This is a genomic window from Desulfosporosinus youngiae DSM 17734, from assembly GCF_000244895.1.
Taxonomy (GTDB): domain Bacteria; phylum Bacillota; class Desulfitobacteriia; order Desulfitobacteriales; family Desulfitobacteriaceae; genus Desulfosporosinus; species Desulfosporosinus youngiae.
Genome location: NZ_CM001441.1, coordinates 2,539,576 through 2,563,851, shown reverse-complemented (window position 1 = coordinate 2,563,851; position 24,276 = coordinate 2,539,576). Strand labels below are relative to the sequence as shown.

Here is a 24,276-nt window from a genome sequence, read left to right as displayed (position 1 = left end):
CAATTTTCACTTTTCTTCAGACAAAAAACGCCGACAGAATTCACTGCGGCGCAACTAAGTCTATTTAACTTTGTCATATGAATAGTTAAGAGCCTTTACATCATAAACGGTCGTACTTGTACACTTTAATAAACTGTAATCAAAAACTGCCAGATTAACTCCATCAGGGGACATAGTGCTAATATATTCAATACCGTCAAACCCTTTGCTTTTTATGTAATCGCTTACATATTGGGTCGGCAGATAGTCTAAAAGACTGTCATGACGCCTAAGTGGCTTGGCGATCTCCTGGCTGATCATTTTTAATGGTTCAATATTTACAGCGTGACGGGTAAACTCAATCCCGTAGGATTTGGAAGCGATAAATGGACTAATCTTATCAATCTCTGCCAGGTTAATCACTTCCATATCCTTTAGCAATTCAAAACTCCCAATTGTCACATAATCGTAAACTCCCGCTCGAATCTCATGCAGAGTTGTTTTTACGGTATCTGCCAAATAAAGAATGCTGATTCCCTCGGAATTGGCCCTCCCGGCTGATGCTAAATGAGGCGGCGGGGGACCCATATCATCTGTTGAAAAACCCTGTCCTGTCGGACATATCCGCCCGCGATAAAAAGTAGTACCAGCCTTATAGGTCTTCCTTACACAGTATATGAATTGGTACAAAACATCTTTGTTTAAATAATCCGTATGAAATCGGTTCTTGCGTTTAATTACCTCAACGAAATCAGCCCAGGCAAAATTTTTTATGATTCCATTATCCTTTAAATACCCTTGGTCTTGACTCTGCCATAGCCCAACAGGAGCATCAAACAACTCGGGCTGTTCACTATATTTTTCATGGCAAATGCTTGTAATCAACCTATAAATGCACTCCGGCGCAACATTAAAAATATTCCACTTAGAATAAAGAATGTTTTTCAGCAAGTCTGTACTATCTTTTGGGAAAGTCTCCGGCAGATTTGCCGCTGTAGTATAAGCATCCAGCAATTCATCAAATAAATCGGACAAATTGGTATCTGTACCGATTTGATATGTAGAGGCATTCTTTTGTCCACAAAAGCTGCAATTGCCGCTTATATTATAGCCCTGAATAATCCCTTTGATTTCAGCATCCCTAAAGCAGTTGGTACAGCAATACATATTAACCAACCTCGCTCAAGTATTTTCCCATTAACTCCAAATGATGCATCAAGGACAGTTTTTTTACGCTTCCAAGTCCCGGATATGTTTGATTTTCGTAATGTTCCAACAAAGTTTTTAGCCCTGATGTTAATTCAACCGACTTAGGTTCTGCCTTATACCAGGTTGCCAATTTGGAAACCGCTTCATAGAATTTTTTGGCAGGGTTAGCTATATCTTCATTTGAATCAGAAACAAAATGCCTTACTCTCAGTTCTTGATTTTCAGCAAAATACACGATATGGATCGCAACTGCATACGGGGCAAAACCGGCTTCAAGATATCCGTCTCCTATGACTGAATAGTCCGCAAACCCTGAGTTACCATCATCCTTAAAATACAAATGGCTATCAGAAAAAAATTCATCGGGTTGCTTGAGATAATCGGCATTCCGGTTTTGTTTCTCAAATTTATCATTGAAGAGAATCCTATTCCGTTTTACTCTGCGCCTGAAGGTACTTTCGTCCGGGATCAAAGCATATTTAGGATTTACATCAGCAAACTCACGCTCATAAATATCCAAATAATCCCGGTTAATATTAACAACGAGCAATTCGTTCTTAGCGATACCCTTCTTAGTCCAATATTCCAGAAGTGATTGAGCATTTTCCTGCATGATTATGGACTTGATGACTGTCTTAGTTTCATACAAGGTTAAAAACTCATTTTTGTATGAGGCTTCTTTCGATCCATCCCGGACATCTCTTAAATCTTTCAGAAACGAACCTACCGCTGGATTCCTGATAATTGAGATCGGATGGTCAGCTTTGATGTGTTCGGACATCGTCTTAATGAGCGTAGGGGAAAGCTTCACCGGCTCAACGACCGGGACCACATAGTCTCCCAACAGATCATTGGATACCAACTCCCGCAAAGCCAATAGCTCGTATTGTCTTCCGCGTACATAGGGAAAATACATACTCTCATCCCCCAAACTTCTGATTTAGAAAACGATTGAGAGCCTCAAATTCCTTTTTCGCCGGATTGGAAAAGTATATGAGCGATTTCAATTCATAGGGGACACTTTGAAAGAAACTAATCTCTATTCTATTGCGTTCTTTCAATACCTGGATTGACATGGCATAAGCATGTTCAACCGGTATCTTTGCGAACAAAGAAAAACACTCATCATAATAAAACACTTGAGAAGTAATGGGCAGCCGTCCAAAATACTTTTTCAGGATTTTCTCATATTCCCTTTTGTGCAGCACCTTAAAAATAGCCAGATGATTTAGTTGTGAATTGTCCTCTGTAGGTTCCTTGCGCAAACGCCTGCTGATTGCATTCTTCTTCGTAAGAACATAAATACCCACCGGGGTATTTTGCAAAATGGCCGATATCTTAGCAAAATTGCTTGCAGAAGTAACTACACACACATGGTTAAATGCCTTATAGTAATCCCGTAACTGTGTGTCCAGACGCTCAAAAGAATCTAATTCCGTTTTTATTTCGTACACAACAGCCTTACCGTTGATCAAAATAAAATCCGCTTTCGATTTTCCGATGGGGATTTGGGTTAAAGCTGTTGTAGTATTGATGCTGTGCTTACCCAGTAAAAGTTTATTCAGCAAGGTATTTAGATAAAAGTATTCGTTGCGATAGGACGCTGACATGAACTTATATACTTCGCTAATGAGCTCTCCATTATTCTTTGCTTCCGGATCGGCAGCATATCTTCGCACAACTTGGCTATAAGTTGCGTTATGATTGCCATTGAGTAAATTATGGAAAACATTTTGGGTAAAGAGTTTATTTAGTATCAAATTCTGAGCAGCTACAAAAACCCCCTCCCCTTTTCACTATATTTTCCATTTCATGATATCATACTCTAAAAAGCTTGGGAACCCTCTTCTTTAGCTGTAGGTACAATTGAAATAGGCCCACAAATGGTGGGCTATTTCAATCTGAGTGCGCTCAAATGCTTTCTGACTTTTCTAATTGTATATATAAATTTTCCAACTCTAACTGCGCAAGAATAAGCTTCTTTTCCGAATCTGCAGACATGGCCTTTGCTTTCTGTGCTATCTCGATAGCATCAGCAATCATAGCGCTGATGCTGACTATCATCCGCTCTATCTTTTTATTCTGTAAGTTAATGGCTTCCCGCTCCATAGACCCCTCCCGAATAAAAAGCAAAGATTTGACACATATTTTAAGGGAATATCCCTTAAATGTCAATAAGGGATATTCCCTTAAGGCATACTTATATGTGAGGTGGTTGCTGTGTATGTGAGAATTCGTAATATGCGGGAAGATAGAGATATGACCCAGTCCCAAATGGCAGAGTATCTGAGAATTCATCAGACAACTTACTCTGATTATGAGATTGGCAAACTAAATATCCCGGTACAAGTTTTGGATAAAATAGCCGACTTGTTTGAAACCAGCATTGATTATTTGGTAAACCGCACGGATGTAGAAAAACCCTACCCTCACAAGAAATAGTTTTAAATAAACACGGCCCAGAAACGACAACATTGTCATTCTGGGCCATGTTTTACTTCTCCTCATCCTCGGCATAGGAAGGCAACGGGATGGAAGCGGCTTTTTAGTCCCTATATCAGATAATAGCAGGAGCAACTGTTATTGAAAGCTTATCTGAAGTTCTTTGCCTAGCGCATTAGCTATCTTAGCTAATAACTCGATACTAGGATTGTATTCACCACTTTCTAAACGTGAAATTGCAGATTGTTTTGTGTTAATTTTATCGGCTAGTTCTTTTTGACTTAACCCTTGTTCCAATCGGAGTCTTATTATTTCACGCTTAATATCATAGAGAACTTTAAGATCATCATATTCACCTTGAACTTCAGGATTTTGAAGTAATTGTTTTTTCACTTCATCATGATTCACTTTTGATCACTTCCTTTAAAGTAATTAGTCATTCGTTTTAAAGAAATATCTAAATCTGTTTCTTAAGCTTTGCTTCCTTAAGCCACTGGGGAAATTCATTCAACAGGCGTTCGTACAACTGCTCATCCGATATCCGGTCAATATCATCCAGGGCAAAAAAGTTGGCATTATCCACAACTCTGCCTGCCATGGTATCCAATTTTTCCAGGATACCATAGTCTTCCCGCCCAATACCTACAAATTGCCAAAACAGCGGCAAGCTGGCGGCGTCAGTAATCAATTTCCGGATCTCTCTGTTTTTGTTGATTCCTCCGTCTGAAATAAAGACGATAAAGGCCGGAAGGCTGCTCCTTTGCTCTTGTTCTTCTGTATAAAAACCTATAACATCCCTGATAACCGGCGGTTCGTCATTCCTGCCGAAGATCTTGCCCTTGAAACCACCGTTTTTGGCCTTGTTTAGAATTTCTCTTTCTATGTACCCCTCATATGTTTTCTCCGAAACTGCGGGCAGGCGGTGAAAGCGATGATCAAAAATCCAAAGATCCAGCATTCCATCATCATCAAAGTGGCTGGCAACCGCGGTAATCCGGTCGAGCAGATTTTGTACGGTCCCACCTTTGTAAAGCTTAGACATTGAGCCGGAAATATCAAGCACTAACCCCACCTTAGCTAGCACGTTGATTAGCTTTTTCTTTTCGAGAACCGCGCTTACCTTCTTTTTGAGCAGGTCGATCTTCGATAAGTTTACAACCAACGGTTCCTGAGGGGCTGCCTCCTTATCCAGCTCAACCTCAATTCCAAAATTATTGCATAGGGCTTCAAGCCCTCCTTTAAAGCCGCTTCCTATGGCATTGAATTTCCAGGCTCCATTGTGACGGTATAATTCGGCAGGTACCAGAGCCGTTTCAACCATAAGCTGTTCCCTGACTTCATACTCCAGAAGAACCTCCCGCGTATCTTTATTTAAGACAGCTACCCTTACCTGGTCAATCCCGCCAAAGTTCTGCCCCTTAGCCTCAGCGCCATGAATAGTTATTGTGAAAGCAATCCTGCAAATATCTTGAGGAAGGCGTGCCAAATCTATAGCTATTTGCTCCCCACCCCCGTCACGAGCCAGAGAATGATGAACCGCTCCATTGCCCCCTGCCGGATTATTATAAAAAATGAAATCCTGGTCAGCCCGGGTCTTTCCGTCCATAGTTAATAAAAAGGCCGCAGCATCAATATCGTAGTGAGAAGGATTGCCCCCGTCTTTGACATGCCAGCTAAGGTTAACCACCAAATTTTTAATATCCGGTCTATTCTTTGTAACATCTGCCTTTTGCCCCTTGGTCACATTCATATTATCACCCTTTCAAGGTTTTAATCAGTGCCTCAATAACTATGCCCATTTCTAGACCACGCTTTACTCCTCCCCATCCCCGGCATAGGGAACAATACTCTTCTTAACATTCCGGACTCCGCCCAGGGGGTTTGTGACATCCCCCTCATAACGGGGAATAACATGAATATGTGCGTGAAAAACGCTCTGCCCGGCAGCCGCTCCTACATTAACCCCCACATTGTAAGCGCTGGGACGGAAGCGGCTGTCTAACAAATCTTTTACTTCCTGGACTAATCTCCAGGTGCCCAGAACTTCTTCTTCGGTTAGGTCAAAGAAGCTTGCGACATGCCTCTTGGGAATAATCAGAACATGTCCTTCATTGACCGGGAATTTATCAAAAAAGGCCAGGGCCAGATCGTTCTGGACAAGGATAGCTATCTCTGGGAGCTTACAAAAAATACATTCACTTACTTGCTTCCCCTTCTTTCCAAACGATGTGATTTTCTCTCTATCTGGATTATTGTTTCCTGTGTTATCATTCTGGTCTTGGTGGTGCTCTACTTCTTTAACAAATCAGAGTTGCAGACTACGCAGCTTACAAAATTTCATTAAGTTTAGGATAAACCTTAAGCACATTTCGATAAAATACAGCTTCGTGATGCTCTTCCGGTATAACATGCTTGATAAATTCTACATAAGGTTTAATAGGTACGAGCGGCCAATCTGATCCAAATAGAACTTTATTATAGCAATTCGAAATGACTAAGGCTTGTTGTATATACTCGACGTAAAGCCTTTTATCTTTGATTTTCATCACGTGCTCTTTATTCCCGGCGATGAGTCCGGATAAGTCTGCGTAAACATTATGATTCTTGGCGGTGACCTCTGCTGCATCAATCATCCACGGGACGCCCATATGACAGATCACAAACGTAACGTCCTCTTGTTTTACGGCTAACTCATCAATGGTTAACGGATGGGAATATTTTAAAAGCCCTTTTGGGGATTGTGTATCGCCACAATGAATCGCTACGGGAACTTCGTATTTACGAGCAAGCTCATAGATAGGATCATAAATCGAATCATACACGTAATATGGAAAATAACCGGGATAGAGTTTAATCCCTGTCACTCCCCTTTTTTTAAGTTCTCCTTCAATATAATCAAGCTCTTGATGATCTTCCTTAAGCCTTTCAGGATTGACGCCTACACAAGAAAGTAAACCTTCTACAGTCCCATCTGCCAAAACAAATTCTTCCGGACTTCCCGAAGGTTGGCTGGGCTCCCGACTGGGCGTTGACATGATGATTCCAGCTACAACACCGGCTTGTTCGAACTCTTGTCTTAGCCCTTGAGCACTGAATTCCACTTGTGATATATTTTTCGCCGTTTCATTAAATCCAGGGCGACATGAAAAATGCAAATGCGCATCAATGATTTTCAAAATACCATCTCCCGTATTTAGTTTCCTATTATAATTTCTTCATTATATCATATCCTCATTTTGTTATCGTCTTTCACAATATCATAGGCATCAATAGGAACAACAGTAGCAGCCTTATACTAACAATCCACCGGTGACAACCATGTTTTCCGGCAGGTTCAAGATACTCAGCAAGGGCTGATAATTGGCAGAAGCACACCCTTCAAAGAATCCCACCCAACATGTTCCCAATTCAATAGCCGGGGCGTAGAGCTCAGCGTAGGCCAGGGAAAAATAGGTATTATCCCGTCCACGGGGGTGAAACTCCTTTGAAGTCATAGCCACAATCAGACAGGGAGCGTTCCGTAATATGACATCTTGACCGGTTTGGCGATAAGTTTCCACCACTCTGCTATAATACTGTGCCCCCGCCCCGCCAAGGCCGGCGGACTGCTCGGCTGCGCCCGGAAAGGCCACCGTTCTGAGTGCAGACACCAGTTTTTCTATTTCCTCTATGCTGCGCCGGTAATCGCGGAGGTAGCCGTTCACATCCAGGTATTTCGTTTTTCAGTCAGGGATGGCTGGTTTATATTTCAGGCTACTGCATAATCGTCTCCGCCGGCACAGACTTACCTGCTCCAGGTCTCGTCCTTAAGCCACACATTCAAAAGATCGTACACTTTATTCTTATAAGTGATATAGGTCTCTTTGTCATTGGGGGCAATTTGGATCAGCTCATGCTTGACTTGCTTAAGAGTTTTATCCAGGTTTTCACAGAGGAAGGCGATCTGGCTGGCCCTGACCCCCTTATAGCCCTTGGCGGATGAGCTTTTTTGCAGGGATTCCAGGGAATCCTTCAGCTGCCTGGCCGTTTTATCCAGTTCTCCTTTAGCCGTCCTAACCTTCTCCAATTGGACCTTCAGATCGGCAAGCTCTCCAGTCAGCCCGGTGATAATACCGCTTTGCTCTGCCACTGTCTTCCGGAGGTCTTCCTTCTCCTGCAGGGCCCGGTCTTTCTCCTGCCGGGTCTGCCTCCGTTCCTTGATCGCTTGCCTGAGTTCCTGTTTGGTCATTCCCTCGATATCCATATCAAGGATGAATTGCGCCCGTTCCTCCTTTGGGATACCTAATAGAAGGACCGCCTGGCTGTAGTTCAAATTCGGACCCGGATCCGAATTTGAGGAGGCAAGCTGTCCCGCTCCGTACTCTGTAAAGATACGCATCAGTTTATTGGCCCTGCTCTGGGAGAAATCCACCGACTCTTCCAGCCACTTGCCCCATTCTCCATGTTCGAGCAAAGCCTTGGCCTCCGTCAGCCGCCTTCCGATCTCCACGGCGGCGGCCAGATAGATTCTCTCAGTCTGGTATTTGATCATGTTAATTTCAGCGGCGATGACCTGGGTGGTGCGTCCGCTGATAATGTCCGTGCCGGTACTCGTCATGGTATCCACACTCCTTGGGCTGATGTCACTCATAGGATATGTGGACAGACTTAAGAGTGTGACATGATTACAAACGATCTCTACGATCCGCCGGTGACCTAAGCAATTTGCCCACAGAAAAGGAAGCGCCTTTTGAACTGCACTCAGTTCTTGAAGCGCCTCCTTCTTTCGTCTTCATTCCCGAACACCGGAAAAGCTATCGTTTCCCTTTGTTAACCGGCACCAAGCAGTTGTGAGCAGAACTGGATTGCAGTGAGACACTTGCAAGCACGCCAGCCCGACAGATTGTCTAACCGAAAGGTTAGCCGGATTTACGGGTATAAGAAATTACCGCAGCCCTGACCAGAGGCAGTTATTTCTTCTTCATGATCATAACAATGAGTGAACTATTCCAGAGTTCAGGCCGTCTCATAAAACGAGACGGCCTGATTTGTATTGATCTTAGAGTTACGCTATTTTATCAGTTTGGAGAGTTCCTTGAACAGAGGTGTACCTGATTGCTTCAGCAAATCAAAAACGACGGTTTCTGTGTTGGTAACGACTGCTCCCATAGATGACATCAGGGATAACCCATTTCGGTAATTTGCCTTGGTCCTTGAACACACCGCATCACCCACTACGAAAACCTGGTAACCATTGGCAAGTAAATCCCTGGTCGTTTGAAAAACACAAACATGGGTTTCCGTCCCTGTAATCATGATTTTCTTTCGTCCCAACCCCTTCAGTGCCGAAGTTACCTCACTTGTACAACCTGAAAAGGTCATCTTTTCGTAGGTGGACGATCCTTCGAGATTGTTGCTTAGCTCTGAAACAGTCTTGCCAAGGCCTTTGGGGTATTGTTCTGTGACGAAAATAGGAATATCTAATTTCTTGGCAACGGAAATTAAGGTGTTGGTGTTTTGAATGACTTGTTCTCCGTACTTCATCACAGGAAGTAATTTCGCTTGAATATCGATGACCACTAGCACGACTTCGGCCTCATTTAGAACATATTTGTTCAAGGTTAACACTCCTCTCCAATATTATTCGGACATGATTCCTAAAGTATCATCGCTGCTAATCACTTGTGCTTCGAGATTATATTCAACACACCGGCGATTTCTCCTTCAAGCGCTTATTATTTCTTGTTAAACTTTTATTGCCTCCAGTAAGGCCTTGGCTTTTTGTTCAGTTTCTTCGAATTCAAATTCCAATTCAGATTCACAGGTGATCCCGCCGCCAACCCCCAAATGGTACAGCCCGTCTTTATAAACTGCGGTACGAATCACGATATTAAAATCACAGCTATTATCGAACGAAAGGTAACCGATCGCCCCGGTATAAAGCCCTCTGCGTGAATGTTCCACTTCATCAATGATTTCCATGGCTCTCCGTTTCGGTGCCCCGGTGATTGATCCGCCGGGGAACATGGCCAGCAAAAGATCCATCGAAGTCATACCTTCCTTTAGTTTTCCGACAATCGTCGACACCAGGTGGAATACCGTCGCATAGGCTTCAACATCGAACAACTGGGTAACTTCAACACTGCCCGGTTCACAGACCTTGTTCAGGTCGTTCCGCTCCAAATCAACGATCATCAATAATTCGCTTCGGTCTTTCGATGAATGCAACAACTCCGTCCGCAGGGCGTCATCTTCTTCCGGGGTTTCCCCTCTTCTTCTGGTCCCTTTGATGGGGCGTGTCTCCGCAATCCCGTCCCTTAATTTTAAAAACCGCTCCGGCGAAGAACAAACAATCTTAAAATCCCCGAAATTCAGATAGCCGCTAAAGGGTGCGGGGTTGTTCTTATGGAGCCGTAAAAATACCTCATAGGGCTGCATCTGACTTTCCATGATGATTTGACGGGTCATATTGGCTATATAGATATCCCCTTCAACAATATAGTTAATGACCGTGTTGATGGCCTCGTAGTATTGCTCTTTCTCGAAGTCAGAACGAAGGTTAAAACCTCCTTTTTTCAGCTTAGCCGGTGATAGGTTCGTTGGGCAGGAATAAAGTCTTTCTTCGAGCTCCTTTTCCAAAGCGCCCAGACTGTCTTCCCCGTGATACAAAGGGTGGGCGGCAGTCAGATAAATTGTTCTGTTCCTGTGGTCCTCGATAATAAAGTGCTCATAAAAGATAAATAGTCCTTCCGGAATATCAACATCTTTAAGATGGCGGGATGAGACGCCCTTCGGCCTCAACCCGAAATCATAGGCCAGATAACCGATGGCTCCTGAAAGCAGCGGCAGCGCCGTGGGATTCTCTTCCTCATGAACCTTTAAATACTTGGAAATATAGTCGGCAAAGCTCCCCTCCTGAAAGACACTGTTGACAAACAGTTCACCGTTTCTGTCCTCAACCTTAAGATAAGGATGGATGCCGATAATCGAATAATTTCCGTACCTATTTTCCAAAGAAGAATCCAGGAACACGGTATCTTCTTCGTCAGAATAACAGGAATAGATGTCAACAGCAGGATAGTAGCGGCTCCACTCCTTGTAGTCGGCCATCCTCTCTCCTCCTTTTTTCAGCAATCTTTACAAAATTCTTAAGTACCTCATAGCCATATTGGGTCAAAATTGCCTCAGGATGAAACTGTACCCCGAATATCGGCAGCTCCTTATGGGATATGGCCATGATGGCTCCGTCGTCAGCCCTGGCATCAACCTGCAAACAATCCGGCAAAAAATCCTCTGCTATAACTAAGGAATGATAACGGGTCACTTCAAATTTATCCGGAAGCCCCTGTAAAACACCTGTATTGTAATTGTTGATCCCGGTGATTTTCCCATGCATTGGCCGAAGACCCTTGCTGACTTTGGCTCCGAATGTATACCCAATCAGCTGATGACCAAGGCAAACTCCTAAAATAGGAAGGCGCTTGCCAAAAGCACGAAGCAGGGCAGCCGAATGTTCACAGTCTTCGGGACGCTTGGGGCCGGGAGAAAAGATGATTCCCTCGAGGTTTTCAATTTGTTCTATATAATCTGATGTAGCTTTGTCACTGGGAATAACTTGAACAGAGCAATTCAGCACTTCAAAATAGGCCTTTAGGTTATAAACAAATGAGTCATAATGATCAATAATTAAATACATTTTGCTCCCCTTTCTTAGACCCTATCCGAAATTTCAGGAATAAAAAAACCGAAAACACTAACAGAATTTCTGTTATTGTTTTCGGCAGTCTTCCAATTGAATTGGGCACACCCTTAATATTAAATTTGACTTAATTATAATAAAATTCATTCATTTGTCAAGCTGTTAGTTGACTAACCACGGCAGCGGCTCCTTCATCTTCCAAAGGTGAGCTGGTTGCATATTTTACAATCTATGGATATAATATTAAATAAGGACTGACATGTTGCATGCACGCCAGCCCGGCAGATTGTCTAACCGAACGGTTAGCCGGATTTACGGGTTATAAGAAATAACCGCAAACCTTGCCAGGGGCGGTTATTTCTTTTTTATGATCATAACAATTCACTGGCTTCAGGCCGCCTCATAACACGAGGCGGCCTGTTTTGTTCCTCACAACAATGTGTATAGGGGCGTCATTTTATCAAAAAAAAGTTAGTCTGCTATCTGAAGCAATATATTAGGATCTTTGATCTTGCTGTCCTCAGCCAGGAAAACAATTTTGGAGATTATTTCGGCAGTTTTCGGATCATCATCAAGAAAGGGGAGAAAGATACGCCCTCTGTGTTGGGAGTGGACGGGCAGGATATGCACAGCTCCGCCGGCCATTTTATGGACAACAGCACTGCCCAGGTGGACTGTATACTGGCCAAGTGTCCCCTTAATGAAGGCATGGGAGCCTTTTAATTCCACATTGGTCAGTTTTAGTAATCTCAGCATTTCCGCTACAATGACCCTGCGCATTTCGATGGTCGACAGGCTGGCTTCAGGGTCTACCCCTCCGACGTGAGCCACACTGACTACGAGATCCACATCCCGCATGACCTCGGAAAAGATTATTTCAGGAATTTCTGTAACCGGTAAGCCCTTGCCGGTTTTTCTGTCCCAGAAGGCTATGCCTTCAATGGTCGGAGCCTCAACCTCAGCGGGAGAAAACCAGTCGGCCATGGCATAGATTTGGGCGATGATATTTTCCTTGTAAAAGACCTTTTGCAGACCTTCTTCGTAGCTGACCGTCCAACCTCTGCCTCTCAGGAGCGCAGCCGCCTTTTTCGGCTGAATTTGATGACCGTCATACCTGTGGGACAGGGTACGACCCTCCAGCTCATCTCTATTCGGTTGATAGAGTTCTCTGAATACCTGCTTAAAGGGTTGGACAATCCTGCGGTCATAAATATCCTTTTGGTAGGCAGCCCATTCCTTACTTGCGTAAAGGTGAACAGGGTGAGCTATCAGGCATTCATCCTCCTGTCGCAGCTGATAGCTTTGGTTTTGGGTATCAACCAGGGCATTATTTCTGAAAAAGCCCAGTTTATGGCCACACTGAAAAACAAGGTTCTGCAAAAGGGGATAGATAATCGGATTTTGAGCAAGATTTTGCAGCTCCTCTGCCGTAAACCTATCCCCGGCTTCCATCCCTTTCTCCAGAGATAACCTGGCTCGGGCAAATTGATCCTTGAGTGATTTTTGGACCGCTTTTATCTCCTTAACATAGTCATGATTCTTTAACTTAGCCGGAACATCCTTCAGGACTTTGCCGCCTTTCACAGCGCCGATTGAAGCTCTGCCCAATTCGTCAATAATAATCTTAAGTTCGATATCCTCAACAGCTACAGGTTCCAGATAGCTGGCAATGTCTTTGAGCTTTTCTGTTTCCATAGACCAGATAAATCTGGTTGAGTCTTGAAAGCCTGCATTCCGCGCCAAATTCTCCAAGGCAATGGAGACTGCTTTTCCTTCACTTTCCCGCCGCTGCGCCCCGAACTGCTTGCTCTCTTTCAGAAACAACTGCAAGAACTCATACCGGTTCAGCAATTCAGTTTTGTCACCGCTCAGTGGTATGAGGCCATAACAGAGCACATAATCCTTGTTGCGTTTTTCCCTGATGACTTGTTCTGCGTCTTGGACATCGATTCGCCCTAAAACAGCATCGGCAAAAAGCTGGGCACGTTTGTGCTGTCCCCCTCCGATATATTTGGCACTGTCATAAACAATTTTAAAACGCTTTTCACCCAGGGCGGCATAAGCCTCCTTAAACCAGACAATATCAAAGGCCCCGTCTTTAAAATCCTGGGGGGACACCGGGGAATAACGGGCCACCAAGGTTTCTTTCTCCGCTGAGAAGGTTTCGTTAACATGAGCATGGAAATACCAACAGGCTGATTTAAGCCCCGGCCAATCCAGATACTTCTCTACAATATCCAGCCATTGGGGCGCATACATCCCGGCATCAATCAATTGCTTCTCCGTTACCTTAACATCCTTAAGCAGCTCGCTCAGGGTGCTTTCATCCTCACCGTCCTCCGGATACAGGCATCTCAGCAGGTGACTGAAAATCTCCTTTTTGGTGCTGTCACCCCCCACGGAATTGTACCCTCTTACATAAGTATCCTTTTCAGCTCCTACCAGGATATCCACAAAGAACCTGGTACCGGAGCAATGATCTATTTTGGCGGCCAGATGGCTGACTTCAGTGGTCATATCCCCTCGTTTTAATTCAAGGCCAACGATCCGTTCAATAACCTTCTGACCGACTTCATTAAGCTTGAGACAGCCGGCCAGGTCTTTATGCCCGCCTCGTTTACTATTAGTCAGACTGTTTAAATTTTCGCCGCTTAAAGGCCTGCCGCAAAACTCGGCGTATAATTCATTCTCATCCACTAGTCCCAGAGTGAAAGCTTTTTCAAATTCGGCCAATTGCAGTGAGGCCGGTGATTTGAAACCTGAAGCTTTATACAAGGCATACCTGATTTGAAAACCGTCCCGGAAGCTTTGTTCATTGTAAATATTCGCGCTCAAATTATGATGCCAGAAGGAAATCTCCTGGGCATTGACCAGGCAGGAAGAATGTCTTCCATAATAATAAAAGGATCCTTTGTTACTCCTCTTTTCATAATCTTCCGCGAAACGATGGACCGGAGTCTCTTGATAAATATAGGCGGTCATCTCCCGGCAGAGCGGAAATACCTCCTCTGGGGCCTGCTCACTGAGCAACGCAGAAAGAATACTCCGAATATGACCCAGGTAGGGTATTTTCTTGAAAATCCCCTCTATTTTCTGATGATTTACGGCGAACAAATCAGCCATCAGCTTTTCAAACCACTCTCGCTGTTTTTGCTGAAACGAGTTGCGCATAAGATAATGAAATAAGAGGGCCAATAATCTTTGGGCTGTCAGATGATTATCTTGAGCTGCCTCCCTCCACACTTTCGGAAGGGGATAATCATCAAGGGTAAAAACTCCTTTAACACGGCATTTAAAACTTCTGAGATCGTATAGACCGCCGAGCACCACTTTGGTCATTGACCCATTCCAGTCTTCAACCTCATATTCATAATCCTTATGCTGATCAATCAGACCACTTAGAGCCAGGAGGATCTCTTCGATTTCCTCATAGGTTAAAGAAAGAATATCCTTAGCTGAGAAGCCTTCGGAACAGCTTATTTCTGGCAGAGAAATCTCCTGGGTTGGCTTATAGAGTCCGAAGCCATTGGCTGCTGTATAAACAGGTTGAGCATGGTTGGTTATTTTGTCAGCCAGAACCTTGGTTTTCTGAGATGTTCCGGCCAGCACTCCGGCCATCACGCGGCAATCCGGCAGTATTTCCTTGTAGGTTGGATCATTTTCAACGGCTGAGATCATGTCCAGGGCTGCCAGGTGTTTATTCTCATTTCTGTCATCAACCAATCGTTGGATACTCCCTAATAAGTCTGAGGGAGAACGGCGTAACAACAGGGAAATCGCGTTTTTCCTCAAGTCGCCTGATTTATAGTGCAGTAAATCTTCGATGATTCGGTAATCCTTCTGGGCAAGTTCCAATTCTTTAACTATTTCAAGAGCGGTTGTTCTTACATAGGAGCTTTTATCCCCCATCAGCTCGACAAGCGCTGTTTTTTGTTTGCTTGTGCGGGGAGTTTTCAAAAAGGCCTGCAGGAATTCCCGGCGGGTATCGGGACTCATTTTATCCCGGTAATCGAGGATTAAGTCAACCTTTTCAGCTGACGTTTCAGGGGCAAAGGCCAGCAGCATCTTGGCAATTATTTCATCAGATGATGTGCTAATCCGGCACCAGGGAAAAAGGCTCTCCCTGAAGACCAGCCCTTGGCGGGGAAGGTTATCCAGCATAGTTTTCAGCTTGTCGAATAATTTCTCCCGACTGACAATACTCCCGATTCTATCATATTTGACGAGTCCGGCCTGATATTCCGGGTTCAAAGATCTTAGGCCCAGATCAGGGAAAAGATTGCCGAGTACCCAGCATTTTACCTCTTCCTCCGGATCATCCAGCAGCGGTGCAGCAAGTCCATGCTGTAAAAGGGGAGAATTTGTCTGTCCTAAAAAGAAGAGGGCGGCCATTCTTTTATACTTTTCCGGTGCACTGAGCAGAGGTTTCAGGCAGCTCTCGATGAAGCCTACTTCCTCAAAGGCCAGGGCCCAGAGCCCCATAAAAATAAGCAGGGCGTCGCTGCCCGTCAGGCATTCCTCCCGATAAGCCTCTTCGGTCAGACATCGGTAAGCGGCTACCAAACACTTTTTAATGACAGCAGGTTTCTGAGCCCCAATGCCAAGTCCCGTCCAAACATCAAAAGCCCGAACAACCGAAGAAAAGCGGGCCAGATCATGATCGAGAATGATTTTTAGAATATACAGGAAGCCTCCCTTAGATCCTTCGTCCATTTTTTCAACTATAGACTGGCGCAGTCCCTCTTGCAATTTAGCCGCCAGAAGCAGGTCTCCAACCCACTTGTGTGCTTGACTGCTGTGGCTCATAAGCAATCCCTTAATCATTTCATGAGTCATAAGACCTGTGTTGTTATCGCCAAACACAATATCCTGAAGCCAATCAAGCACCCCTTGATTGCCCTCATCTATTTCCAGTGCCAGCAGGTCAGCGATGACCGGATTGTTGGCAAAGACATTGTTTTTTTGAGTGAAGTAGCGCTCATAGGTAAAATCATTAGCGACCAGATCAATCATACAATCCAGCTTTCTTACATTGGCAGAAAGATAGTGCACTTGGAATGATTGGGTCCGGAAGGAACGCCGGTCATATCCTGATGAATAGATATAGTCGGGACCCCTGTCCCAAATTTTTTTAAACTTCCCGGCCCATTCCTTTCCCAGAAGCTTTACTAAAACTTTAAATTCGCCCGCGGAAAAAATACTGGCAATCTGTTCAGTGTCTGCCTGCCATAATAGTTTCTGAAGTTCATTCAACTTTTTATCCGCTACATGATGGGTATTTATATTAGTACGGAAGCAGGCTAAGATGGCCTTAAACAGTTCATTATTTCTGCCCAAAAACAAACTCAGTTGAGAGTCTAGCCTGGCAAGGTACTTTTGCTTGGCTTCATTGTTGGTTATGTAATACATTTTTCAAATCACCTCACCACATTCTGCCGGCAAGCATTGTGAACCGGATAAAGGTCAGGACATCCCCTTCATTTAAGGAAAGCATCTCATCAAGCTCTGAAATTTCTTTTTCATCGCTAAATACCCGATAGATACCGTCCTCAAAGGCTGTAAGAGCTGCAGCGATTGCTTTTGTCACATCGGCCTGCTGACTGTTCTTAGGTTCGCCAAAGCCAACCTTGCCGGTTTCCGCCTGATTCTCTATCTCCTCAGACGATAGATAGTTCATGATCCAAGGCTCGCGAGCTTTGTTATTGTACTCAACAACATTAATCTGTACAATCCCGGAGATAAGTTCTCGTAAGTTGAGGGGGACCTTTGGCAAAACCAGCTCTTTTTTCGTAATATAGTCTTTACGTTTCCCCGCCTGCTTAATAGAAATAAAAATTCTCCTCTTTGTCATCCTTCATCTTTACCTTACTTTACTCTTCCACATCTTTTTTGAATCTCCTTATGAGCAGTTCAATATTTTCGCTATTGCTTTGGATTTCATGCAAAGCCTGTCCATTATAATTTATACAAGTATAATTTGGCTCCTATTTATATTCTATCACTCGTATTTATATAATCCTTGAACGGCTTGTGTTTTATAACACAGTCAATAACTCACTGAATCGTGCGGCTGACGCTGCGAAAACCTTGAAATCCGTAAATATATAAGGAAAATATATTATTTAATCCAAAAAGATTAAAAACTATGTAAAATGGTACCAGTCAGCTTTTAAATCTGATTGGCACCTAGTTCATCCTATTGTTTAAAAACTTGATCGATGAGCAAATCCGGCATAATTACAGTTCCGCCAAGAATATACTTCATCTTCATCATCCCTTTGTTATAGTTGATATCATTGATAATATCCTTGCTGGTCGCGCCGGAAAGGAGAAGCACCGGATGCTGTCCTATTGCTGCAAGGGCTGACCCAGATAGTGCATCCGGGAAGGATTCGCCATTAGCTAAGAAGGTGACCGAATAATCGAAGCTGAATTTTTTGAACACCTCCTGATTCGTATCATAGAGAGTCTCACCAGAGACCCGCTCCGGGGCCGGAAGATCATAAGTTGCAGGACTATTAATTACGGCCGTTCCCCCGATAATATAGGCTTTGTTCACGCCATTATTTCTGACATAATCGAGAATAGGTGCAGGTAAAGCATTCCGTCTTGTCAGTAATATCGGACTCCTTTGGCTGGCTGCATAGGAAGCAATGGACAAGGCATCCGGAAAACTTTCTCCTGAGACAACAAAAACCTGCTCACTCGGACCGAGATAATCTGCGACAGCAGCCGAGGTATCATACTGGGTTGTACCCGCTAAACGTACCACTTGAATATTTCTTGACTTAAGATTCTCTTCAATATGGCCGGACACGACTCCCGTACCTCCGACGATAAACACTCTTTTTACTCCGAGACGTGTTATTTCTGCCTCTGCTGTTGGAGATAAGGTGTTTTGATCTGTTAAAAGAATCGGAGCCCGAAACTTTGCCGCTAAGGGTGTTGAACATAACGCATCGGGAAAGTTTCCTCCATAGACAAGCACAGCATAATCCGATTGCTGCCATCCTTTTTTGGCAATTTCAGTACTTGTTGCATAACGGTCTATACCGCCTAACCTGTTAAACTCTCGATCTGTGTTAAAGGTTAAGGTATACATTGACTTACTGTTTACACCGGTATATCCCACCACAGCGTTCTCGGGAACGGTAAGAGTGTATTGGGTATTGTAATCCAGCTCACTTTTCGGTGTTATCAATAAGGTTCTATTAACTAACTGCACATCTATCGGAACCTGAACCGTTCCGGTTTGGAGTTTAATACCTGACAAATTGTTGCCTGGGAATACCATTTGTGAAAACTCGACAGCAACGGGATAATTAGTAGGAAGGTCACTGGAGTTTTCAGGAGGAAACCCTGCGACTGCCTCCGGTTGTTCGGCTGCTTGTGATACCAGAGGCAGCTTTTCGACATAGTGCCCGGTTAGGGAAAAACTTTTATTCGTATTCTGAGAAATTGAAATCAATTTACCCTTTTGAATTGATATCCCACGAATCGTGTCAGTGGACGTAAGTGAACTAAGTTTCTTCAGGGATTGATTAAATAAGGCATCATAATCATAGACATCGATATTTGTATCCGAAGTCTGAACAAAAAACTTTTGATTGGTTATATCAAAGGCTGCACGAGTTATATCCTGAATGTCTCTCAATTTATTCAGCTTAGAATCCAGGATAGCATCGTAGCTCAGTACATACTGTCCGTCAGGTGAAACACCCGTTACCCCAGTGACTATATCCATAACTTTGATGGTGTCAAATTGCCCATGGTTCAAAGTAATGATGTTAGTAGCCATGGAATAACCATTCACATAAAGCTGGTTAGTTACCGGATTTAGAGTCATGGAGTAAATGCCGTAATTCTGGTCAAAGGTGGCAACCCTACGTTTGGTTGCCTCTGAATAACTGCTGATTTTAGCAGAATTGTGAGTACCGCCGAGAATATAGATGTAACCATCGGTACTCACAGCAATATCGAGCGGATCTGCCTCTAATTGGATCTCGTCCGAGATTGTGAAAGTATCCGTGTTAATTATCTCTACCAGACCTGGCGGAGGTTCAATGGGGTTCCAGTCTTGATGAGGTCCTTTAAATAAGGTAACGTAGAGCTTGTTATTAGCAAGAGCCAGCTTTTCCGGTTGTGCTGAAAACTCCAGACTTTTAACAACGTGAGTTTCGTAATTTAAGGAATACAATCTGCGGTTGTTTGCATCAGTCATATAGACTATAGGCTGGTCAGGACTATAAATAAAAGCAGTAGGTTTGAAATCGATAGGAATGGGAGGAAAATCATTATATTCCGGGTTGGATACATAGGCTGCCGGAGCTGCCAGTATTTCCAGTTGGTGCTGACCTGTTTTAGTTTTGGTCAAAGCAATGAGCCGGTTCCTTTGAAAATTAAGCTCTTGAATAGTCCCGCTGGTGTTAAGCAGGGCATAGTTTTTAAAGCTCATAAAACCACTATTATTGCTCTCATAGTCCTTGCCATAAGCTTTAATAATATTCCGTTCGGCTGCGTAAAAATTAGTGCTGATCGGATCAAAAGCAACATCACTCAACATATACCCCAGCTTGGTCACTAAATTAAGACTAGCATCCATGACCTGCCCCGAAGTATCGAACACATATTGTCCATCCGGAGACGCTTTGATCCGAAAATTAGCAAAGGGCGGAGTGGGAATATAAATACCACTGCTTAAATCATAATCTGTATACGGGATACTCGTTTCTGGACCATAAAAAGAATTCATGAGAATACCCTGGAAGATATCAGCAACTATCGGCTGAGGCTTTGCTGCTTGTGGAATCAGATAAAGCCGACTTGATTGTTGATTTACAGCCAATGCTGAAGTTCCGAAAATTCCAGAGGCAAGCGTTATCCGCTCTTTTGTTGACAGAGAATAGGAGACATAGCCGCCATAATATGAAATAAAGATATAACTGTCTTTGACAGCGATGAAGAAGGGGTCAACGTCGATATTCAATTCATCAACTTGAGTAAAGGTATCCGTATCAATGATCGCAATTTTCCCTTTTGTGTCTGAATGATGAATTGAATCTGTAGAAAAGGCCACGAAGAGTTGCTTCTGGTCATAAGTCATCATTTTTGGTTTCAACTCAAAGGCGAGAGTTTTGGTTTCTTTGGTTTCTATATTGATGGCATAGAGTAACTTTTGATCTGGACATGTCAGGTAGACGATGGGCTGGATAGGGTCCATTAAACTGGTAAAGGGGGTGAAATCCAAAGGAATTGTATCTGCACTGTTGGTAGCTTGAGCAAAACCTATTTGAGAAAAAATGAGTAAAAAGGTAAGAAGAACAACGAAAAATGTTTTGAGGCGAAATTTCTGCATTCCTAACTCCCTTTCAATAAAAAATGCTACCTATTCATTCGTTAAAAAAAGAAAAAAGCCTGTAAAAGCTTTTTTCCAAATATCTCAAAATAATATTGAATGTATCTTTAGGAGATTAAAACTGCTTCACCTTAAAGATATTGGCAGGATTGATCGTTTCCAACCATACTGTTTTAACCTAATAAATAACCTTGCCCCCACCTCATAGCCAAACTATAAGGGAATTTTCACGTCTTTAGTCCCACCACGACACTTGCAAAGGATTTCTGTCCACTAATCGTTTATAAGTATACTTTGGGAAACCTACTAACAATCCACCGGTGACAACCATGTTTTCCGGCAGCTTCAAGATATTCAATAATGGCTTATAATTGCTGGATGCGCACCCTTCAAAGAATCCCGCCCAACATGTTCCCAATTCAATAGCCGGAGCGTAGAGTTCAGCGTAGGCAAGTGAAAAATGTGTATTATCCCGTCCACGGTGTCGAAAGTCCTTGGCAGTTATGGCCACAATCAGACATGGAGCGTTCCTTAATATAACGTCTTGGCCGGTTTGGCGATAAGTGTCCACCACTCCGCTATAATACTGTGCCCAGGCAGAGCCATTTTGTAATTGCTCTTCCATCCAATCAACTGTAACAGCCGTTATTTTGTGCAGCGTTTCAGCGTTATCAATGACGAGATAAGCAACACCCTGAGTGTTGCCTCCGCTTGGTGCCAAACGCGCGATATCGAGGAGCTGCACTATTTTTTCCCGTGGTACAGGATTTTCCTTGTAGCGGCGGATAGATCGCCGGGAGCGGAGAAAGCGGGCTGCAGTATCAGCGTCAAGGACAGGCATATTTTCAAGGGGCAACTGTTTGGCGAGTGGTGCCTTCACGTTATCCATTGCCGCCACAGGACACACAGCTACGCAGTGTCCACAGGCAAAACAATTCCGTTCTGTGGCCTGTGGTATTTGATTCTCCATAATGATACTTCCTGAGGGGCAGACTTCCGCACAGAGTCCACAGCGGCTACATTTCTCCTGGTTAACTTGAATCATATCCATATTCATCACTCCTACTTTCCACTTTTTCTGGTCTTCTACAAATTCTTCATACTACCAATAATTGTTGTGAAGGCCCTTGTTCTCGCTTTCATTAGCAAGGTCTATATATTGCTAATAGTATAAATATAACGCAAATTGATACTTTCTGCCCTAAAAAAATACCCCAAAAACATTCAAAAAATCTGTAGACCTCAAAGGAAGGCAGCTTCTCCCACAGGAGTAAACTCATCGCATGGAGAGGCGATAAAAGCCCACAAGCCGGTGCGGGGACACGTAGCCACGGGTTCACATCAGGTACTACCCTGAGGTTTGGCGGAGTCCCGTGCCGGTGAGTGGGCGAGCCTCGGAGTGCTGAGTTAACGGATGTGGGAGAAACTGCCCGACCCGAGAGACCTATTTTCACTCATCAGTGGTGCCGCACAGCGGCATGGGAATCTGATAACAAAACGGAAACCACTGAGCACTTGGCCTCAGTGGTTTTCGTTAATCTTTAGCAGTATAAACAGTTTCAAATCTTAGGACTGGTTTGCTTTAGCAGAAGCATTCTGATAACCGGAACCAGCCCGGTTCTTAATTGCAGAATCCAAATTCGGCCCTTGAAGAACGGTCCAGTAATATTTTGCCGCAATTGCGTAGGATGTAGCATTATTCTCTAACACCAAAGCATCCGCCGCATCTAAGAGTTTGCTATAGGTGTCAAGGATTTTCTGAGAGACGATCTCCTTATCCCCTGACGAGACCAATGGGCTATTATAAAAAGTATTATAAAATGCTAAAGCCTGTACATAATAATCCCCCCTGGGCTGCTGAGGGATTTCATAGTTATACCAGAAATCCCCGTTCATCAGCAATGACTCAGGATCAAAGGCCAGGTCCCCGCTGTGCAGGGGAGTTGGAGTGCTCCAGCAACTGGAGAGATTAGGCGGATCTGTAAGGGGCAACAGGGCTTTGGGAAGAATTGTGGCGCCTGGAGCGAAGGTAATAGCACTGTTGTATTTTTTGCCTAGAAGGCCAAATACCTTATCCTGATAGGCGTCCTGACCCGTATAGTAATTCGGGTTATTTTCTTTAGTCCAGGCATTGTAGGCCCAGACGGCGAAATACCAATTTTCTAAGACGTTGCGATTCCCGTCGCCAAGCTTGGGGTAGGCCCGGAACTTGTTATTGAGAATTTGACAGCCTACCTCAATATTATAATCCAGATCACTCTTCAGCCTGGCGACATCGTATTCGGGATAATTGGCCGGAGAAATCTGCATAATTCCTATGCCGCCGTCGGCAGATATGAAGGGTTGATCTGTCAAAGGCTGCCCTGTGGTTGGATCTGATTTGTATTGTTTCCATCCACTCTCCATCCAAGCAATGGCTTTAACCAGGGCAGGCGGAATATCATTTTGATTGGCTATATCCTCTAGCTTTTGGGCAATTATGGCGTTTTGTACACTTGTATCCTCTGCATTTACAAGATTACGCTGACTCTCCGTAACTACCGCTTCGCCTCCCAGCGCAGTGACAATACTGTTAACAGACATTCTGCTTTTCACGAAAGCACCGGCCGCAGGAGAATTAACGCCGTCAGTGAGGACTATGGCAGACTTAGTTTGAGCAGCCAGCGGTGCACCGGAAAGAGCATCAATACCCGTAACCCCATTGGCCAGGTATACCCGGTCAAACAAGAGGGAACCGGCGAAGTCTTTAATGACTTGATCATTGGTATCATAGGCTGTGATTCCTGAATGGCGGGTAGGCTTGGGAAGTTGATTTAATACAGTACTATTAATAACGCCGGTTCCGCCAATGACATCAGACGTTGTGATGCCTGGATTTTCCTTCAAGAATTCCTGAACAATCTCAGGAAGTTTCGCACTGTCCGTTAAAAGAATCGGTTGACTTGCCTGGGAAGCAATCGAGGCAATTGAGAGCGCGTCTTGGGTTAACCAGCCGTAGGCAACCGCAACCTTCGTCACCGGCGCGCCGAGGGTAACCATCAGTTGGGCGATCTTAACCGAGGTTTCAAAACGGTCAACTCCGCCAAGGGGTACAACCGTAATATTCATTGCTTTCAACTCATCCAGGACTCCTTGCCTGATCACCGCCGTTCCGCTGGTCACATAAACCTTGGTAAGGTTGAGTTTAACAAGTTCGTCTTTGGTAGCAGCGTCAAGTATGTTTCCAGCTCCGGTCAGAAGGATCGGCGCTTTTAAATAGTAGGCCAGCGGACCTGAGGTTAGGGCATCAACCACACCATAGGAAGTTGAGGAAGCAAGAATTGCGGTTCCTGTCCAACCTGTTTGATCAGCAATTCTGACTGCGGTTTGTTCAGCATTTGTACCTGCCAATCGAGTTGGAACCGTGTCGGAAGCAAATACGTTAAGGGGGACTATTGTCAATGCCATACTTGCCATAACCAGGGCAGCTAAGGCTTTTTTAAGTTTACTCATTATTATTTTTTCGCCTCGCGTCTCTTTAGATTTCTTTTTAACCATCGTACTTGAAGCATTCTACTGCCTATATTTTAGACTTAAGTAAATTTGACCTGATGACAATATTAGGGCTTACGTT

The 24,276-nt window shown here is 44.0% G+C and carries 18 protein-coding genes and 1 pseudogene; 1 reads left to right on the top strand and 18 read right to left on the bottom strand.

The features are described 5' to 3' along the window. Positions 1–60: 60 nt before the first annotated feature. The 4 genes from DESYODRAFT_RS11830 to DESYODRAFT_RS11815 all read right to left on the bottom strand — a co-directional run bounded on the left by DESYODRAFT_RS11830 (position 61) and on the right by DESYODRAFT_RS11815 (position 3,297). Positions 61–1,146 (bottom strand): RES family NAD+ phosphorylase, encoded by a 1,086-nt coding sequence (locus tag DESYODRAFT_RS11830; protein ID WP_007783270.1) that lies wholly within the window; start codon positions 1,144–1,146, stop codon positions 61–63. A gap of 1 nt (position 1,147) precedes the next feature. Beyond that, positions 1,148–2,104: a sce7725 family protein gene (locus tag DESYODRAFT_RS11825; protein WP_007783268.1), complete on the bottom strand. Its 957-nt coding sequence runs from the start codon at positions 2,102–2,104 to the stop codon at positions 1,148–1,150. A gap of 4 nt (positions 2,105–2,108) precedes the next feature. Continuing rightward, positions 2,109–2,948, bottom strand: a complete 840-nt coding sequence (locus DESYODRAFT_RS11820) for a sce7726 family protein (RefSeq protein ID WP_007783266.1) — start codon at positions 2,946–2,948, stop codon at positions 2,109–2,111. A 151-nt stretch (positions 2,949–3,099) separates the two neighbouring features. Next, positions 3,100–3,297 (bottom strand): hypothetical protein, encoded by a 198-nt coding sequence (locus tag DESYODRAFT_RS11815; protein WP_007783264.1) that lies wholly within the window; start codon positions 3,295–3,297, stop codon positions 3,100–3,102. Positions 3,298–3,408: 111 nt separating this feature from the next. Between DESYODRAFT_RS11815 and DESYODRAFT_RS11810 the strand changes: the two genes are divergently transcribed. After that, positions 3,409–3,630, top strand: a complete 222-nt coding sequence (locus DESYODRAFT_RS11810; protein ID WP_007783263.1) for a helix-turn-helix domain-containing protein — start codon at positions 3,409–3,411, stop codon at positions 3,628–3,630. A 138-nt stretch (positions 3,631–3,768) separates the two neighbouring features. On the opposite strand, the gene DESYODRAFT_RS11805 is transcribed toward DESYODRAFT_RS11810, so the two are convergent. The 14 genes and pseudogenes from DESYODRAFT_RS11805 to DESYODRAFT_RS11740 all read right to left on the bottom strand — a co-directional run bounded on the left by DESYODRAFT_RS11805 (position 3,769) and on the right by DESYODRAFT_RS11740 (position 24,155). Further along, entirely contained in the window at positions 3,769–4,038 is a 270-nt protein-coding gene (locus DESYODRAFT_RS11805; protein ID WP_007783261.1) for a helix-turn-helix transcriptional regulator, read from the bottom strand. 49 nt (positions 4,039–4,087) lie between these two features. Beyond that, a complete protein-coding gene (locus DESYODRAFT_RS11800) occupies positions 4,088–5,380 on the bottom strand; it encodes a VWA domain-containing protein (protein WP_007783259.1) in 1,293 nt (430 codons plus the stop codon). Between the two features lie 63 nt (positions 5,381–5,443). Further along, positions 5,444–5,821 carry an HIT family protein gene (locus DESYODRAFT_RS11795; protein ID WP_007783258.1) on the bottom strand — a complete coding sequence of 126 codons (378 nt, stop codon included), beginning with the start codon at positions 5,819–5,821 and terminating at the stop codon, positions 5,444–5,446. Positions 5,822–5,957: 136 nt separating this feature from the next. Beyond that, the gene (locus tag DESYODRAFT_RS11790; protein WP_007783255.1) at positions 5,958–6,806 is read right to left on the bottom strand and encodes an amidohydrolase family protein; all 849 of its coding nucleotides are present in this window, start codon (positions 6,804–6,806) and stop codon (positions 5,958–5,960) included. A 117-nt stretch (positions 6,807–6,923) separates the two neighbouring features. Then, a pseudogene (locus DESYODRAFT_RS11785) lies at positions 6,924–7,337 on the bottom strand (nitroreductase family protein); the annotation flags it as partial. 77 nt (positions 7,338–7,414) lie between these two features. After that, entirely contained in the window at positions 7,415–8,227 is an 813-nt protein-coding gene (locus DESYODRAFT_RS11780; protein WP_007783253.1) for a DUF3102 domain-containing protein, read from the bottom strand. Positions 8,228–8,679: 452 nt separating this feature from the next. After that, positions 8,680–9,228 (bottom strand): hydrolase, encoded by a 549-nt coding sequence (locus DESYODRAFT_RS11775; RefSeq protein WP_007783252.1) that lies wholly within the window; start codon positions 9,226–9,228, stop codon positions 8,680–8,682. A gap of 126 nt (positions 9,229–9,354) precedes the next feature. Beyond that, complete coding sequence (gene pabB, locus DESYODRAFT_RS11770) at positions 9,355–10,719, bottom strand: aminodeoxychorismate synthase component I (protein ID WP_007783250.1); 1,365 nt, start codon at positions 10,717–10,719, stop codon at positions 9,355–9,357. After that, entirely contained in the window at positions 10,676–11,305 is a 630-nt protein-coding gene (locus tag DESYODRAFT_RS11765) for an anthranilate synthase component II (protein ID WP_007783248.1), read from the bottom strand. Before DESYODRAFT_RS11765 ends, pabB begins: the two co-directional genes overlap by 44 nt. A gap of 474 nt (positions 11,306–11,779) precedes the next feature. Then, positions 11,780–16,717 carry a DUF4132 domain-containing protein gene (locus DESYODRAFT_RS11760; RefSeq protein ID WP_007783247.1) on the bottom strand — a complete coding sequence of 1,646 codons (4,938 nt, stop codon included), beginning with the start codon at positions 16,715–16,717 and terminating at the stop codon, positions 11,780–11,782. Between the two features lie 13 nt (positions 16,718–16,730). Then, positions 16,731–17,159 (bottom strand): hypothetical protein, encoded by a 429-nt coding sequence (locus DESYODRAFT_RS11755; RefSeq protein WP_007783245.1) that lies wholly within the window; start codon positions 17,157–17,159, stop codon positions 16,731–16,733. A gap of 345 nt (positions 17,160–17,504) precedes the next feature. After that, entirely contained in the window at positions 17,505–20,663 is a 3,159-nt protein-coding gene (locus tag DESYODRAFT_RS26640) for a cell wall-binding repeat-containing protein (RefSeq protein WP_007783242.1), read from the bottom strand. Positions 20,664–20,898: 235 nt separating this feature from the next. Continuing rightward, on the bottom strand, positions 20,899–21,714 hold the full coding sequence (locus tag DESYODRAFT_RS11745) for a nitroreductase family protein (RefSeq protein ID WP_007783241.1): 816 nt from the start codon (positions 21,712–21,714) through the stop codon (positions 20,899–20,901). A gap of 515 nt (positions 21,715–22,229) precedes the next feature. Beyond that, complete coding sequence (locus DESYODRAFT_RS11740) at positions 22,230–24,155, bottom strand: cell wall-binding repeat-containing protein (protein ID WP_042339649.1); 1,926 nt, start codon at positions 24,153–24,155, stop codon at positions 22,230–22,232. Positions 24,156–24,276 lie beyond the last annotated feature (121 nt).